Here is a 14,953-nt window from a genome sequence, read left to right on the forward strand (position 1 = left end):
AAATTGAGGCGCCAACTATCGCCCCACAAAACCTATACCGCCCCGTGCGCTTCCACATACAGCGCATACACCGAGTGGCTGCTGGCCATATACAAGCGATTGTTCTTCGGGCCGCCGAAGCAGAGGTTGGCGCAGCGTTCGGGCAGCTTGATGAAGGCGAGCGGCTTGCCGTCCGCGTTGAACACCATCACGCCGTCGAGATCCTCCGACTTGCCCTTGGGCTGATACACCTTGCGCCCGGCGATGTCGGTCGGCTCGGATTGCAGCGCACCGTTGGAGCCCCAGCCGCACCAGAGATTGCCGTCGCGATCGACGCGAAAACCGTCGAGCGAGGCCTGGTCGGCGGCGTCGATCAGCTTGGTCTTGCCGCTGAGCGAACCGTCGTCACCGACATTGTAGCTCCAGATGCTGCGGTTGGGCGTCCCCTTCCACTCGACGACGTAGAGCTTCTTCTCGTCCGGCGAGAAGGCGAGGCCGTTCGGATTGACGAGGTCGGTGAGAACAGCGGTGATCTTGCCGTCCTTGGCGATGCGGTAGACGTTGGTGGTGGCCTGCTCGGCCTTCTCCTTCTTGCCCTCCCACTCGCCGTTGATGCCGAACAGGGGATCGGTGAACCAGATGCTGTCGTCGGATTTCACCACGATGTCGTTCGGCGAATTCAGCCGCTTGCCCTCGAACTTGTCGGCCAGCACGGTGATCTTGCCGTCCTTCTCGGTGCGGGTGATACGGCGGGTCACCGAGTGCTCGCAGCTGACGAGGCGGCCCTGGCGGTCGCGCGCATTGCCGTTGGCGTAGTTCGCATTGGCGCGGAACACGCTGGTCTGCCCGGTCTTCTCGTCGAACTTCATGATCCGGTTGTTGGGAATGTCCGAGAACAGCAGATAGCCGCCCTCGGGAAAATAGGCGGGGCCTTCGGCCCAGCGCATGCCTGACGCGACCTGCTCGACCGTCGAGGAATAGAGCCGGTATTTTCCGAAGCTCGGATCGAGGATCTGGATGGCGGGATCGGGATAGCGCTGGTTCGGCGTGAACGGAAACGACTGGGCACCGGCGACGCGGGCGAAAAGCGTGGAAGCGGTCGCCGCGCCAGCGCCAACCAAGAGATTGCGTCGCGTGAAATTCATGGAATCCTCCCTGGGTGATTTAAGGCCGGCGCTTGCTGCGGCCGGCCTGTTTTCTTGGTGCTGCCGGCGCGCGGGCTTATCGGCCGTTCGCCTTCCGCCATGCGGCGAAGTCGGTGAGCGTCTGCGGGTCCGTCGCCGGATAGAGACCGAAGATGCCACGGCCCTTGTTGACTTCCTCGGTGACGAAATCCTCGAAGGCCGTCATCTCGAAGGTCTCGTTGGCGATCTCTTCAGTGAGATGCGCGGGGATCACGATCACGCCGTCGCTGTCGCCGAGAATGACGTCGCCGGGAAACACCGGCGCATCACCGCAGCCAATGGGAACGTTGATCTCGATGGCGTGATGCAGCGTCAAATTGGTCGGCGCGCTCGGACGGTGGTGATAGGCGGGGATACCCAGCTTGGCGATCTCGGCCGAGTCGCGAAAACCGCCGTCGGTGACGACACCGGCGACACCGCGCTTCATCAAGCGGGTGACGAGGATCGCACCGGCGGAAGCGGCGCGCGCGTCCTTGCGGCTGTCCATCACCAGCACGCTGCCTGGCGGGCAATCCTCGACCGCCTTGCGTTGCGGATGGGAGCGGTCCTTGAAGACCTCGATGGTGTTGAGATCCTCGCGGGCCGGCATATAGCGCAGCGTGAAGGCTTCACCGACCATGGTCGGCTGGTCGGCACCGAGCGGGTGCACATCCTGGATCATCTGGATGCGCAGGCCGCGCTTGAACAACGCAGTGGCGACGGTGGCGGTGGAGACGGATTTGAGCTTGTTGCGGGTGGCTTCGCTAAGTTTGGTCATGTCACGCTCTCTAGTAAATCGAGGGCTCGCCGATCGGCGCGCCGAAATCGGTCTCGAGGAAGTCGAAGTCGCAGCCGTCATTGGCCTGCTTGATGTGCTTGGTGAACATCCAGCCATAGCCGCGCTCGAACCGGCGTTCGGGCTGCTTCCAGGCGGCGCGGCGCTTGTCGAGCTCGGCCTCCGGCACATCGAGATTGATGGTGCGCGCAGCGACATCGAGCGTGATGCGGTCGCCGTTCCGCACCAGCGCAAGCGGCCCGCCGACATAGGATTCGGGGGCGACGTGCAGAATGCAGGCGCCGTAGCTGGTGCCGCTCATGCGCGCATCGGAGATCCGCACCATGTCGCGCACGCCCTGCTTCACGAGCTTGGTGGGGATCGGGAGCATGCCCCATTCCGGCATGCCCGGTCCGCCCTGCGGCCCCGCATTGCGCAAGATGAGAATGTGGTCTTCGGTGACGTCGAGATCGGGATCATCGACCGCCTTTTTCATCGACGGATAATCGTCGAACACCAGCGCAGGCCCGGTGTGCTTGAGGAAGCGCGGCGCGCAGGCGGAGGGTTTTATGACGCAGCCGTCGGGCGCGAGATTGCCCTTAAGCACGGCGAGTGCGCCTTCCTTGTAGATGGGATTGTCGATCGAGCGGATCACGTCGTCGTTGTGAACCTCGGCGCCATCGATGTTCTCGCCCACGGTCTTGCCGGTGACGGTGATGCAGTCGAGATGCAGATGCGGCTTGATCTGGCCCATCAATGCCGGCAAGCCGCCGGCGTAGAAGAAGTCCTCCATCAGATAGGCATCGCCGCTCGGCCGCACATTGGCGATGACGGGCACCTTGCGGCTCGCAATCTCGAAATCGTCGAGGCCAATGTCGAGACCGGCGCGGCGAGCCTGCGCGATCAGATGGATGATCGCATTGGTCGAACAGCCCATCGCCATCGCCACTGCGATCGCGTTCTCGAACGCCTTGCGGGTCTGGATCGTCTTCGGCGTCAGATCTTCCCAGACCATCTCGACGATGCGGCGGCCGCATTCGGAGGCCATGCGGATATGGTTGGCATCGGCGGCGGGAATCGAGGATGCGCCCGGCAGCGTCATGCCGATCGCCTCGGCAATCGCCGTCATGGTGGAAGCCGTGCCCATGGTCATGCAGGTGCCATAGCTGCGGGCAATGCCGGCTTCGATGTCGAGCCAGTCCTTGTCGGAGATCTTGCCGGCGCGGCGCTCGTCCCAGTATTTCCAGCCGTCCGAGCCCGAGCCGAGCGTCTTGCCCTTCCAATTGCCGCGCAGCATCGGACCTGCCGGCAGATAGATCGCCGGAATGTTCATCGAAGTGGCGCCCAGCAGCAGCGCCGGCGTGGTCTTGTCGCAGCCGCCCATCAGCACCACGCCGTCGACGGGATGGCTGCGCAGCAGCTCCTCGGCGTCCATCGCCAGCAGATTGCGATAGAGCATCGTGGTCGGCTTGAGCAGCGACTCCGACAGCGACAACGCCGGCAGCTCCAGCGGCAGGCCGCCGGCCATCAGGATGCCGCGCTTGACGTCGTCGACGCGCGACTTGAAGTGCATGTGGCAGGGCTGCGCGTCCGACCAGGTGTTGAGGATCGCAATCATCGGGCGGTCCTTCCACTCCTCCGGCGCGTAGCCCATCTGCATGGTGCGGGAGCGGTGGCCGAATGAGCGGAGATCGTCGGGTGCGAACCAGCGCGCGCTGCGGAGCTGGTCGGGCGTTAGTTTCTTCTTGGTCATGATTGGGTGCCCCATTTCTGCACGGTGTTCCGCTCGATGGCGCGGAAGATCAGGTTCTCGACAAAAAGCCCGATGATGATCACCGTCAAGAGGCCGGCGAAGACCGCAGGTATGTCGAGCAGGTTGCGGTTTTCGAAGATGAACCAGCCGAGCCCGCCCTGCCCCGAGGACACGCCGAACACCAACTCGGCCGCGATCAGCGTGCGCCAGGCAAAGGCCCAGCCGATCTTGAGGCCGGTCAGGATCGAGCCGAACGCCGCGGGGATGAGGATTTTCGCCACGTAAGGCAATCCGCGCAGGCCGTAATTGCGACCGACCATGCGCAGCGTGTTGGACACGCTCTTGAAGCCGGAATGGGTGTTGAGCGCGACCGGCCACAGCACCGAATGGATCAGCACAAACACCAGACTGCCGTTGCCGAGACCGAACCAGATCAAAGCGAGCGGCAACAGCGCGATCGCCGGCAGCGGATTGAACATCGCCGTGACAGTCTCGAGGAAATCGGTGCCGATGCGGGTCGAGATCGCGAGCACGGTGAAGATCGCGGCGAGCGCGATGCCTGCCGAATAGCCCATGAACAGCACTTTCAGCGAAGCCCAGGCCCGCATGGGAATCGTGCCGTCCTTGACGCGATCGTAGAGCGTGAGGATCGTATCGTGCAGCGTCGGAAACAGCAGGGGATTGTCGAGGGTGAGGCCGTAGGCCTCCCAGACCGCCGCGAGGAACAGGATGATGACGGTCTTGCGGACAAAACCATCGTTCCACAACAGCTCGAGCACGCTCAGCTTGCGCTCGACTTCGGCTGCGCTGCCGGCGACCGGCGCCTCACGCAGCAGGATTCTGGCTTCGCCCATGAGAGGCTCCCTCAATGCGCCGTTGCTTCGGAGGCGAACAGGAGATCGTGGATCTCCTTCTCGAGCCGGCCGGCACTGCCGTCCTCATTGGAAACCTTGTCGACGTCGACCACCTCGGCCTTGACGCGGCCGGGATGCGGCGACAGCAGCAGGATGCGGTTGCCGATGCGGATCGCTTCCGCGATCGAGTGGGTCACGAACAGCACGGTGAATTTGGTCTCACTCCAGAGCTGGAGCAGCTCGTCCTGGCAGGTCCGGCGCGTCAGCGCGTCGAGCGCGGCGAACGGCTCGTCCATCAGCAGGATGTCGGGCTCCATCGCCATGCCGCGCGCGATCGCGACGCGCTGCTTCATGCCGCCGGAGAGCGTGTGCGGATAGGCATCGACCACACGGGTCAGGCCGACCTTCTCGATATAGGCCCGCGCCCGCGCTTCGGCGTCCTTGCGCGACAATTTTCGCGCGGTCAGGAGCGGAAACATCACGTTGGCCAGCACGCTCTTCCAGGGCAGCAGCTGGTCGAACTCCTGGAAGATCATCATGCGATCGGCGCCTGGACCGTGGATCTCGCGGTCGTTGATGGTCATGCGACCTTCGCTCGGCGCCATGTAGCCGCCGACGGCCTTGAGCAGGGTCGACTTGCCGCAGCCGGACGGCCCGAGCAGCACGAACCGATCGGACCTGTCGACGGTGAAGCTGACCCTTTCCGTGGCGGTGACGACGGCGCTGGAGGTCTTGTAACGCAGCGTCACGGAGCTGACGTCGAGCAGCGCCATCAGTTGCCCTTCAGATCGTGGGCGACGGGGAGATAGTAATCGGTCCAGGCCTTGGGTTGAGTCTTTAGCGTACCGGTCTTGAACAGATGCGCGGCGAATTTCATCGTGCCCTGCGGCTCGAGATTCCACTCCATCATGCCGGGCTCCTTCAGGAGGTCGAGCAGCTCTTCCACCGAGGTCTTGTCACCGGTGATCTCCTTGTAGATCTCGACCGCCTGTCTGGTGTCGCTGCGGATCAGATCCTGCGCTTCCTTGGTCGCATCACGCACGGCCTGGATGATTTTCGGGTTGGCATCGGCGAACTTCGTGGTGGTGAAGAACTGCGCCTGGCTGAGCGGGCCGCCCATTACGTCCGGCGACGACAGCACGACATGCGCGCCCGGCACGTTCTTCAGCTCGAGGAAGGTGAACGGCGGGATCGAAAAATGGGTATGCACCTCGTGCTTGGCGTTGGACAGTGCCGCATAGGCGTCGGGGTGGCCGAGCTGCACCGTGTTGACGTCCAGCTTCGACCATTGGTCGGCACCAAAAGCCTCGGCGGCGGCGATCTGGAGCACGATCGCCTGGGTCGAGACTTTCACCGTCGGCACGGCGATCTTGTCGCTGGGGCCGAAATCCTTGATCGACTTGATGTTGGCGTCGCGGCTGATCAGCGTCATCGGCTGCGCCGAGGTCGCGACGATGCCCTTGACACCGCCGCGCGTGCGATCCCACAGCAGCAAGAGATTGCCGGTGCCGGTGTTGAGAATATCGACGCCGCCCGCGAGCAGCGCATCGGTCTGCGCACCGCCGCCGGAGAAGGTGACCCATTTGGTGGTGACACCGGCGACCCCGAGCTGAGCTGCGTGCTTCTCGATCAGCTTCTGCTTTTCCATGATGTGGCTCGGCATGTAGAAAATGCCGGGCTGGCGCGACAGCGAGATCTCGGATTTTTGCTGCGCTGACGCGGACGAAACCGTCAGCGCCGTGGCGGCGATCAGGGCGACGGCCGTGAGGCCACACTGCAATTGCTTGATCATTGTTGTTCGTTTCCTCCGGCCGCCATTGACGAGCGATCTTGCTGATGCACTAATGCATTAGTGCCTCAAAGGCAAGGCCGGCCGGAACCCTTCGCATGGAAACAGCCCAACCCGCATCCCGCGCGGCCGTCCGCCCCGGCGCGCGGCTCGACCGGGCCCGGCAGGCCGCACCGCAAGTGTTCGAGCGCCTGCGCAACGCCATTCTCGCGCTCGAATTGCCGCCCGGCTCGCCGCTGTCGCGCACGGATCTCGCCGCACAATTCGGCGTCAGCTCGACGCCGATCCGCGACGCCTTGATGCGGCTGGAGGAAGAAGGTCTGGTCGACGTGTTTCCGCAGCACGCCACCGTCGTCAGCCGAGTCGACGTCGGCCGGGCCGAGCAGGCTCATTTCCTGCGCCAGGCACTGGAACTCGAAATCGTCCGGCTGCTCGCGGAGCAACATGACGACGCTCTGGTCATACGCCTCGACCACACGATCGCGCTCCAGCAGCAATTCGCCAAGGCCGGAGACTTCGAGAGCTTCATCGCCGGCGACAATGATTTTCACGCGCAGCTTTATGCCGCGGCCGGCAAGCAGGAACTCTGGACGCTGGTGCGCAGCCGCAGCGGACATATCGACCGGCTGCGCCGGCTGCATCTGCCCTCACCGGGCAAGGCCCAGAACATCGTCCGCCACCACAAGCTGATCACGCGCGCGGTCGAGGCCGGCGACGCCGATGCTGCGCAACAGCATCTGCGCAAGCACCTGTCGGGCACGCTGAGCGAGCTCGATACGATCCGGAGCCACTATCCGGAATATTTGACCGACTAAGCCTATGGCGCGCGCGGTCGTCGCAGCAGTTGTGCACGTCACCGTGCATAACTTGACGCAACCGATTCGCCTTTCGCGAGCAATCGTCGGATCGATGGCGAAGTGCTTGCAGGCCGGATGCAATCCGCGCAACAATTTCAGAGTTGATGGTTTGATTTGCGGTCGCTGGGAAACCCCATCCGGCCCGGAGGATACCAGACGTGGCCAACATCCTGATCGTGGATGACGACCCGGCCGTGCAGATGACGATTCGGCTGCTCCTGGAGAGGGCCGGTCACCACATCACCGTCGCCGGAGACGGCCGCAAGGGACTTGCGCTGTTCGAAGCTAGCCAGTTCGACCTGCTGTTTCTCGACATCTTCATGCCCGGCATGGACGGCCTGGAGACGATGCGCCACATCCGGGCGCTGCAGCCGGCGATTCCGATCGTCGTCATTTCCGGCCGTTCGTTCACGCCGGACGCCGATGCGGAGCCAGACTTCCTCAAGATGGCGACCAAGCTCGGCGCGGTCGCGAGCCTGCAGAAGCCGTTCCGGGCCGACGCGCTGCTCGCTGCGGTCGCTGGCTGCCTGGACACGGCGCGGACCGCATCGGTGAGGAATCCGGATGTCAGCACCGGCCGCCGATGACAAGAACCTTCATTCTATTCCAACGGAGCCCGGGCACGGCCATTCAGGAAGCGGTGCAAATTTCCCCATGACCCTCGCTACGCGGCTCGCCATCGCGATGATCCTGCTGGTGGCGGTCACCGTGGCCGCAGTCGGCTGGCTCGGCTATCGCAACATCACCCAAGCCGTCATTCCGCGGGTCCTGGAACGGATTGAAGCCCAGTCGAGCCTGCTGGCCACCCATCTTGAATCCTACGTTGCCGGCGCCCGTGGCGATCTGCTCGGTTATCGCTCCGCCGCTGCCATCAATGGCCTGATCCGCGCCCATGTCGGTGGGGGCATCGATGCAGTCGACGGCGTTTCGGAGCAAACTTGGCGCGAGCGCATCGCAGCGCGGTTCGCAGCCGAGATCGACGCGAAACCAAGCTACGGGCAATTTCGAATCATCGGCCTTGACGACGACCAGCGCGAACTGGTCCGCGTCGATCGCGCCGGCCCGAACGGAGCAGCACGGATTGTTCCCAACGGCGAACTCGAACGCAAGAGCGAACGAACCTACTTCCAGGAGACGATTCGACTGGCGCCGGGTGAGATCTATGTTTCGCCCATCGATCTCGCCACCCGGCAGGGAGGAACCACGGACCCTCACATTCCGACGTTGCGCGTCGCGACGCCGCTGTTCACGCCTGATAGCAAGCCGTTCGGCATCATCATCGCCAATATCGACATGCGTCCCGCGCTCGACCGCGTCCGTTCGACCGCGAGCGCAGGAGGAGAAATCTATGTCGTGAATTCGCGTGGCGACTATCTTGTCCACCCTGATCGCGCGCGGGAATTCGGTGCATTGCATAGCAACGGCAACGATTGGCGCCGGGACTTTCCTTTCTTTGCAGCCCGGGCCGGCCAGCCGCAAGGATCCACGCAGCTTACGAGCGACCGGTCTGGCCGGCCGAGTGGAGCGGCGATCGCACCGGCGCTGCTGGCTGGCAAGGAGTGGTTGGCTATCATCGAGACGGCCCCCGCATCCGTGTTCAGCCGCGTTCCGGCGGCCATTCAAAAAACCTCCTCGCTGGTCGGCCTGCTTGCTGTCCTTGCCGCAGCTTTGCTTGCGGTGCTGCTGGCGCGCTCATTAACGCGGCCGATCGGGCGTTTGACCGCGGCGGTGGAGGCGATCGGCAGCGGGCGGCGCGCCGATATTCCCGTCGATGCGAGCGGAGAGACAGGCGTGCTGGCGCGGGCCTTTGCGCAAATGGTCGAAGAAACGAGAGCGAAGACGGCCGCTCTCGAACGCGAGATCGAGGAGCATCGCCGCACCGAGGCCGCGCGAAGCCATCATGAAGCGCGCGAGCGCTTGTTCAGCGCCGCCGTCGAATCCTCCGACGACGCGATCGTGATGCAATCGCTCGACGCCATCATCACCGGCTGGAATGCCGCCGCCGAGCGTCTCTACGGCTATTCGGCGAATGAGGCGATCGGGCAATCCACCTCGATCATCGTCCCACCCGACGGACGCGAGCAAGGCAAGGACTATTTGCGGCGGATCGCCGGAGGAGAACCGATCGAACGCTTCGAAACCGTGCGCCTGCGCAAGGAAGGCACGCCGGTCGAAATCTCACTCAGCCTGTCGCCGATCAGGGGCCCGTCAGGCGAGATCGTGGGCGCCTCCGGCACCGCGCGCAGCCTCACCGAGGCGCGGCGTGCCGAGCGGGCGCTGCAGCAGCAGCTCGAGGAACGGCGACAGATCTTCGAGACCTCGCAGGATCTGATCATGGTGATGGACGCGCGCGGGCACATCGCGCAGATCAGTCCGAGCAGCGAGGCCATTATCGGCTACCGGCCGGAGCAGATGATCGGCCGCAGCGGCGCCGATTTCATTCATCCCGGCCATCTTGACCAGTCGCGCGACGAGATGCGCGCGCTCAGGCGCGGCGAGCGGCTGAAGCTCGCCGACACCCGCTGCTTCCACAAGGACGGTCGCGAGGTCTGGCTGTCTTGGCTCGGCAGCTGGTCCGACCAGGCCCAGCGCTACTTCTTTGTCGGGCGCGACATGACGGAGGCGAGGCTTGCACAGGAGTCCTTGCGGGAGAGCGAACAGCTTGCGCGCAACATCGTCGAGACCTCGCTCGATGCTTTCACCCAGACAGACCACACCGGTGCCATCCTGAGTTGGAACTCGCAGGCCGAGAAGCTCTTCGGATGGACGCGTGAGGAGGCGATCGGCGAGAATGCGATTGAGCTTTTCGTCGCCCCCAGCGAGCGCGAAAGCGTCAGGGCCAGACTGAAGCTCTTTCTCGAATCCGAGCAACAATCGCTGGCCAATCCACGGCGCGAACTTTTGGTACGGCGGCGCGACGGCAAGGAGTTCAGGGCCGAGCTCAGTGTCACGGCACTCCGGCGACGCGAAGGCGTTCTCTTCAATTCGTTCTACCGCGACCTGACCGACAAGATTGCGGCCGACGAGCGCATCCGCCAGGCCGAGAAGATGGAGGCGGTCGGCCAGCTCACCGGCGGCGTAGCGCACGACTTCAACAACATCCTCACCGTCATCACCGGGACGATCGAGATCCTGGCCGACGCGGTGGCCAAGGAGCCGGAGCTCGCCGCGATCACGAAGATGATCGACGAGGCCGCCGGGCGTGGCGCCGAGCTGACGCAGCACCTGCTGGCGTTTGCGCGCAAGCAGCCGCTTCAGCCGCGCGAAATCGACGTCAACGCGTTGATCATCGACACCGCGAAACTGTTGCGGCCGACGCTGGGCGAGCAGATCCATATCGAATCGGTGTTCGAGGACGAGAACTGCGTCGCGATCGTCGATCCCAGCCAGCTCACCACCGCAATCCTCAACCTCGCGCTCAATGCCCGCGATGCCATGCCCGGCGGCGGCAAGCTGATCGTGGAGACGGGGGCGGCCTATCTCGACGAGGTCTATGCCAGCGTCAACGACGTCCCGCCGGGCCACTACGTGATGATCGCCGTGAGCGACACCGGCAGCGGAATTCCCGCCAACATGCTGGCCAGGGTGTTCGACCCCTTCTTCACCTCGAAGGGACCCGGCAAGGGCACCGGACTCGGGCTTTCGATGGTCTACGGCTTCATCAAGCAGTCCGCGGGCCACATCAAGATCTACAGCGAGGAAGACCACGGCACCACGATCAAGATGTATCTGCCGCCCGGCAAGACGCCGACGTTGGTCGGCGACAGCGTGACGCCGGCGACCATCGAAGGCGGACACGAGACGATCCTGGTGGTCGAGGACGACCGGCTGGTGCGTGACTATGTGCTGGCGCAGCTGCATTCGCTCGGCTATGTCACCTTGCAGGCTGCGAACGCCGCGGAGGCGCTCGCAATCGTCGCCGCCAGAAAGCCGTTCGACCTCCTGTTCACCGACGTCATTATGCCCGGCAAGATGAACGGACGGCAGCTCGCCGACGAACTGCAGAGAACGCGCCCCGATCTCAGGGTGCTCTACACGTCCGGGTATACCGAGAACGCGATCATCCATCACGGCCGGCTGGATTCGGGCGTTCTGCTGCTGGCGAAGCCCTATCGCAAATCGGATCTGGCGCGGGCCATCCGCAAGGCGTTGAGCAGTTGATAGCGCGTCGGGCTGGGTGAGAGCCCGTAGCCCGGCTGAGCGAAGCGATACCCGGAAACACTCCGAGCCAAGTCCCGGATGTCGCTTCGCTCATCCGGGCTACGAAATGTCACCTACGGAATTTACGACGCGCGCTGGGCCGCGGTCATCACGATGCGGATCAGATCGGCGGCATTGCGCGCACCGAGCTTCTTCATGATGTTGGCGCGATGGTCCTCGATGGTGCGCGGGCTGATGCCGAGCGTGCGGCCGGCCTCCTTGTTGGAGGCGCCGGCGGCAAACTGCTCGAGCACCTCCCGCTCCCTGCGCGTCAACGGCTCGCGCCCGGGGAAATGCAGCGAGCCGAACTTCGGCGCCGCGTTCTCTGACTGCCTGCGTGCATAGGCACCGATCGCCTCGTCGAGCCGGCCGACGATCTCGCTGCCGCGGAACGGCTTCTCGATGAAGTCGAGCGCGCCGCTCTTGATGGCTCCCACCGCCATCGCGATATCGCCCTGTCCGGAGATCATAAAGATCGGTGCCGGATAGTCTTCCCCGTGCAGCTCATTGAGAATATCGAGGCCCGACTTGCCGGGAATGTGCACGTCGAGCAGGACCGCTGCAGGTGTGCGGCTTCGCGCGACGGAGAGCAATGCTGCACCGTCCGCAAAACAGATCACCTCATAGCCAGCCGCCTTCAACACCATCGACAAGGTGTCGCGAACGGCAGCGTCGTCGTCGACCACGAAGATTTCACCGCGAGAGCTTTGTTCGGCCATGTGCCACACATCCGGTTGGCATGAAGGACTCGCGTCCGCCCCAACCGTTATGGCGTTCGGCGCGGATTCGGCCCACCGTATTTGTACGGGACATGGACTTAACGCACAAGTAGCGGCGAGGCGCCTAATTGCAGGGGACGGAGAATATCCATGCTAATTTGGCCGCTATGCCGCCTCTCGTGGCAATGCCCGAGGTCGAGAGCCGTGAGCTGATTGCGGCTGACCTTCGCATGCTGATCTCGCAGATCGAGACCAGCATGCGCCGGACCGCCACAGCCATGGATCAAGAACACGGGAGCGATCCGGAAGGTTCCGCCGACGTCTTCGTGCTCGACGATGTCACACCGCGGTATCCACTGCGATCGCCGCTCTCGACGCCTGCCGGGCCGGCCTTGGCCACGCCCTGGAATGCCTGTCGAAGGCCCGCAGCACGGTGTAGATCGCGATCGCTGCGACGCGGCGACCGCATTCTTTCATCGCATGGCGGCTCAGGCGCGGTGCCGCTCCACGATCGCGTCGGTGGCGACACCACCCCAGGTGTGGATCGCCGGCAGGCCCATCGCGGTCTTGCCAAGATTGGCGAGGCTGATGCGCAACGCGGCGAGATCCAGCGGCTTGGGCAGGCTCTGGAGCTCGATCCCGACGGAACGGGCAAAGCTGCGGGCGGCGCTGCGGCGCTTGCCGTCCATGCCGCTGATGACGATCACGGCGCCGCCAAATTTCGCCTTCGCCATCTCGCCCAGCACGTCGATGCCGTCGCCATCCTCCAGCACGAGATCGAGTGTCACGCAGTCGAAGCGCGCGGTGCGGAGCTTTTCGATCGCTTCGGCCACGGACGGCGCCACGCTGACTTCGTGGCCGGCCTGCTTGGCCGCGACCGTGATCAGGCTGCGCTGCGTGGCGTCGTCATCGACCACCAGAAGCTGAAGTGCACGCCGCTCGGCTCCGTCGGGCAGGTTTGACGGGAGAGGTGAGAAAGAGCTTCTGGGCATTGCGGTATCCTGAGATTGAGACCGGCAATGGATACACGGTTCGCGCTTAGGCGACGTAAAGCTGCGACGGCAAATTCAGTCGGTTGTTTCAGCAAATGTGAACCAACCTCGCGGCAAACGGCGACGAGACCAGGTGGAGATCACGCCGCTTCGTCACGGCCACCGGCGGCCCGCTTCTTCCGGTTCTTGCCACGCAGGAATTGGATGTCCATTTCGACGCCGTTGACGCGCACCAGTTCGCAGCGGCGGTAGGCAAGGCCGGTGGACGACAGCAGCAGGAAGAACTCTTTCAGGTTCAGGCCCTGAATCGAGCCTTCCACCGTCAGGACGGCGTCGGTGTCGGAGATCGCGTTGAGCTTGCAGTCGCGGCGCCAAGTGCCGTCGATGGCCATGATGCAGACATCATAGCCGCGACTGAACGTCACGCGTTCCGCGCCCTTGCCATCCTCGGCCATGCCTATCGTCCTGCCATGACCGCTACGCGCGGCGCGGCGCCGGCAAGAGCCGGCTTGGCGGCCGCGGCACGCGAGTCGTTCGGCTTGTAGAGACCGCGCTTCTCCGGAATCGGCTTGAACGTGTCGGTCAGTCCGACCACCGTTTCGGCCGCGCCCAGCACCAGGAAGCCGTCTCCCTCGATCTGGCGAGCCAGGCGGTTGAAGATGTTGATCTTGGTGTCCTGGTCGAAATAGATCAGCACGTTGCGGCAGAAGATGACATCGAAGGTGCCGAGCTGAGCGAAATCGTGCAGCAGATTGAGCTGCCGGTGCTGGATCATCGCCCGCAGCTCGGGATTGATCTGCCAGGTCTCGCCGGTCTGCTTGAAATATTTCATCAGCATCTGGATCGGCAAGCCACGCTGCACTTCGAACTGGCTGTAGATGCCGGCCTTGGCCTTCTCGAGCACCTCCTGCGACAGGTCGGTCGCGATGATCTCGAGGCGCCAGCCGGTCAGGGCCGCCCCCATCTCCTTCAGGCTCATCGCCAGCGAATAGGGCTCCTGCCCGGTCGAGCCGGCGGCGCACCAGATGCGCACGCTGCGGCGGCCGGCGCGCGCCTTGATGATCTCCGGCATGATGGTGTCGCGGAAATGATCGAACGGGACCTTGTCGCGAAAGAAGAAGGTCTCGTTGGTGGTCATCGCCTCGACCACGCTGGTGACGAGCGCGCCCGAGCCAGCGCCTTGCAGCTTCTGCACGAGCTCGCCGATGCCGGAGATCCCGGCCTTGCGCGCCAGCGGCAACAGCCGGCTTTCAATCAGATATTGCTTGTCTGCGGACAGATCGAGCCCGGAATGATCCCTCAGGAACTTACGCAGATACTCATACTCGGTCGGGGTCACTGATAGGCCTCTCGGAAGCTGTACTGGGAACACTCTGGCCGGAACACTCCGCCAGATAACTCAGACCATGGCTTGTCCGACCGGGATCAAGCCGACTTCAGCGAATTTGTCGGCGATGATGTCTTTGTCGAAGGGCTTCATGATGTACTCGTTGGCGCCGCCGCTGAGCGCCTGAGCGATATGAGCCACGTTGTTTTCGGTGGTGCAGAACACGACCTTGGGCTGGTCGCCGCCGGGCAGTCGGCGCATGTGGCCCATGAACTCGAAGCCGTCCATCACCGGCATGTTCCAGTCCAGCAGCACAGCGTCGGGCAGCTTGCGCTGACAGACTTCAAGCGCCTTGGAGCCGTCCTCGGCTTCCGTGACTTCGAATTCCAGGCCTTCCAGGATCCGGCGTGCGATCTTGCGCACGACGCTGGAATCATCGACCACCAAACACGTCTTCATTTTGGTTCTCCGGCTTCGATGTTTTTGGGGCTCACGCAGCCATTTGCACTTCGGTCTTGAGCTCGAGGACGCGATCGACGTCGAGG

General features: G+C 63.8%; 14 protein-coding genes and 1 pseudogene. 4 read left to right on the forward strand and 11 right to left on the reverse strand.

Features of this window, described 5'->3' with window-relative positions; genetic code table 11:
• Nucleotides 1-32: 32 nt before the first annotated feature.
• The 6 genes from IVB47_RS34560 to IVB47_RS34585 form a co-directional block, all read right to left on the reverse strand.
• Nucleotides 33-1,124: an SMP-30/gluconolactonase/LRE family protein gene (locus tag IVB47_RS34560; RefSeq protein ID WP_247468348.1), complete on the reverse strand. Its 1,092-nt coding sequence runs from the start codon at nt 1,122-1,124 to the stop codon at nt 33-35.
• 76 nt (nt 1,125-1,200) lie between these two features.
• A complete protein-coding gene (locus IVB47_RS34565; protein ID WP_247468350.1) occupies nt 1,201-1,920 on the reverse strand; it encodes a ribonuclease activity regulator RraA in 720 nt (239 codons plus the stop codon).
• Between the two features lie 10 nt (nt 1,921-1,930).
• Entirely contained in the window at nt 1,931-3,670 is a 1,740-nt protein-coding gene (gene araD, locus IVB47_RS34570; RefSeq protein WP_247468353.1) for an L-arabinonate dehydratase, read from the reverse strand.
• A complete protein-coding gene (locus tag IVB47_RS34575) occupies nt 3,667-4,524 on the reverse strand; it encodes an ABC transporter permease (RefSeq protein ID WP_027515055.1) in 858 nt (285 codons plus the stop codon). Before IVB47_RS34575 ends, araD begins: the two co-directional genes overlap by 4 nt.
• 11 nt (nt 4,525-4,535) lie before the next feature.
• Nucleotides 4,536-5,297 (reverse strand): ABC transporter ATP-binding protein, encoded by a 762-nt coding sequence (locus IVB47_RS34580; protein WP_247284745.1) that lies wholly within the window; start codon nt 5,295-5,297, stop codon nt 4,536-4,538.
• Nucleotides 5,297-6,316: an ABC transporter substrate-binding protein gene (locus IVB47_RS34585; protein ID WP_027568370.1), complete on the reverse strand. Its 1,020-nt coding sequence runs from the start codon at nt 6,314-6,316 to the stop codon at nt 5,297-5,299. The genes IVB47_RS34580 and IVB47_RS34585 overlap by 1 nt, the downstream gene beginning before the upstream one ends.
• 95 nt (nt 6,317-6,411) lie before the next feature.
• On the opposite strand from IVB47_RS34585, the gene IVB47_RS34590 reads away from it, so the two are divergent.
• The 3 genes from IVB47_RS34590 to IVB47_RS34600 all read left to right on the forward strand — a co-directional run bounded on the left by IVB47_RS34590 (nt 6,412) and on the right by IVB47_RS34600 (nt 11,331).
• On the forward strand, nt 6,412-7,128 hold the full coding sequence (locus tag IVB47_RS34590) for a GntR family transcriptional regulator (RefSeq protein WP_247284743.1): 717 nt from the start codon (nt 6,412-6,414) through the stop codon (nt 7,126-7,128).
• 200 nt (nt 7,129-7,328) lie between these two features.
• The gene (locus tag IVB47_RS34595; RefSeq protein ID WP_247468360.1) at nt 7,329-7,757 is read left to right on the forward strand and encodes a response regulator; all 429 of its coding nucleotides are present in this window, start codon (nt 7,329-7,331) and stop codon (nt 7,755-7,757) included.
• Nucleotides 7,735-11,331: a PAS domain S-box protein gene (locus IVB47_RS34600; protein WP_247468363.1), complete on the forward strand. Its 3,597-nt coding sequence runs from the start codon at nt 7,735-7,737 to the stop codon at nt 11,329-11,331. Before IVB47_RS34595 ends, IVB47_RS34600 begins: the two co-directional genes overlap by 23 nt.
• Before the next feature lie 122 nt (nt 11,332-11,453).
• On the opposite strand, the gene IVB47_RS34605 is transcribed toward IVB47_RS34600, so the two are convergent.
• A complete protein-coding gene (locus tag IVB47_RS34605) occupies nt 11,454-12,089 on the reverse strand; it encodes a response regulator (RefSeq protein WP_007604420.1) in 636 nt (211 codons plus the stop codon).
• 185 nt (nt 12,090-12,274) lie between these two features.
• On the opposite strand from IVB47_RS34605, the pseudogene IVB47_RS34610 reads away from it, so the two are divergent.
• Nucleotides 12,275-12,528, forward strand: a pseudogene (locus IVB47_RS34610) (hypothetical protein).
• A gap of 49 nt (nt 12,529-12,577) precedes the next feature.
• Here the strand turns inward: IVB47_RS34610 and IVB47_RS34615 are convergent.
• The 4 genes from IVB47_RS34615 to IVB47_RS34630 all read right to left on the reverse strand — a co-directional run bounded on the left by IVB47_RS34615 (nt 12,578) and on the right by IVB47_RS34630 (nt 14,867).
• Nucleotides 12,578-13,081 (reverse strand): response regulator, encoded by a 504-nt coding sequence (locus IVB47_RS34615; RefSeq protein ID WP_027568374.1) that lies wholly within the window; start codon nt 13,079-13,081, stop codon nt 12,578-12,580.
• A gap of 140 nt (nt 13,082-13,221) precedes the next feature.
• A complete protein-coding gene (locus IVB47_RS34620; protein ID WP_027568375.1) occupies nt 13,222-13,536 on the reverse strand; it encodes a hypothetical protein in 315 nt (104 codons plus the stop codon).
• 2 nt (nt 13,537-13,538) lie between these two features.
• The gene (locus IVB47_RS34625) at nt 13,539-14,420 is read right to left on the reverse strand and encodes a protein-glutamate O-methyltransferase CheR (RefSeq protein ID WP_027568376.1); all 882 of its coding nucleotides are present in this window, start codon (nt 14,418-14,420) and stop codon (nt 13,539-13,541) included.
• A 60-nt stretch (nt 14,421-14,480) separates the two neighbouring features.
• A complete protein-coding gene (locus tag IVB47_RS34630) occupies nt 14,481-14,867 on the reverse strand; it encodes a response regulator (RefSeq protein ID WP_027568377.1) in 387 nt (128 codons plus the stop codon).
• Between the last annotated feature and the right edge of the window lie 86 nt (nt 14,868-14,953).

Source organism: Bradyrhizobium sp. 62, assembly GCF_023073035.1.
In the GTDB taxonomy this organism is placed as follows: Bacteria; Pseudomonadota; Alphaproteobacteria; order Rhizobiales; family Xanthobacteraceae; genus Bradyrhizobium.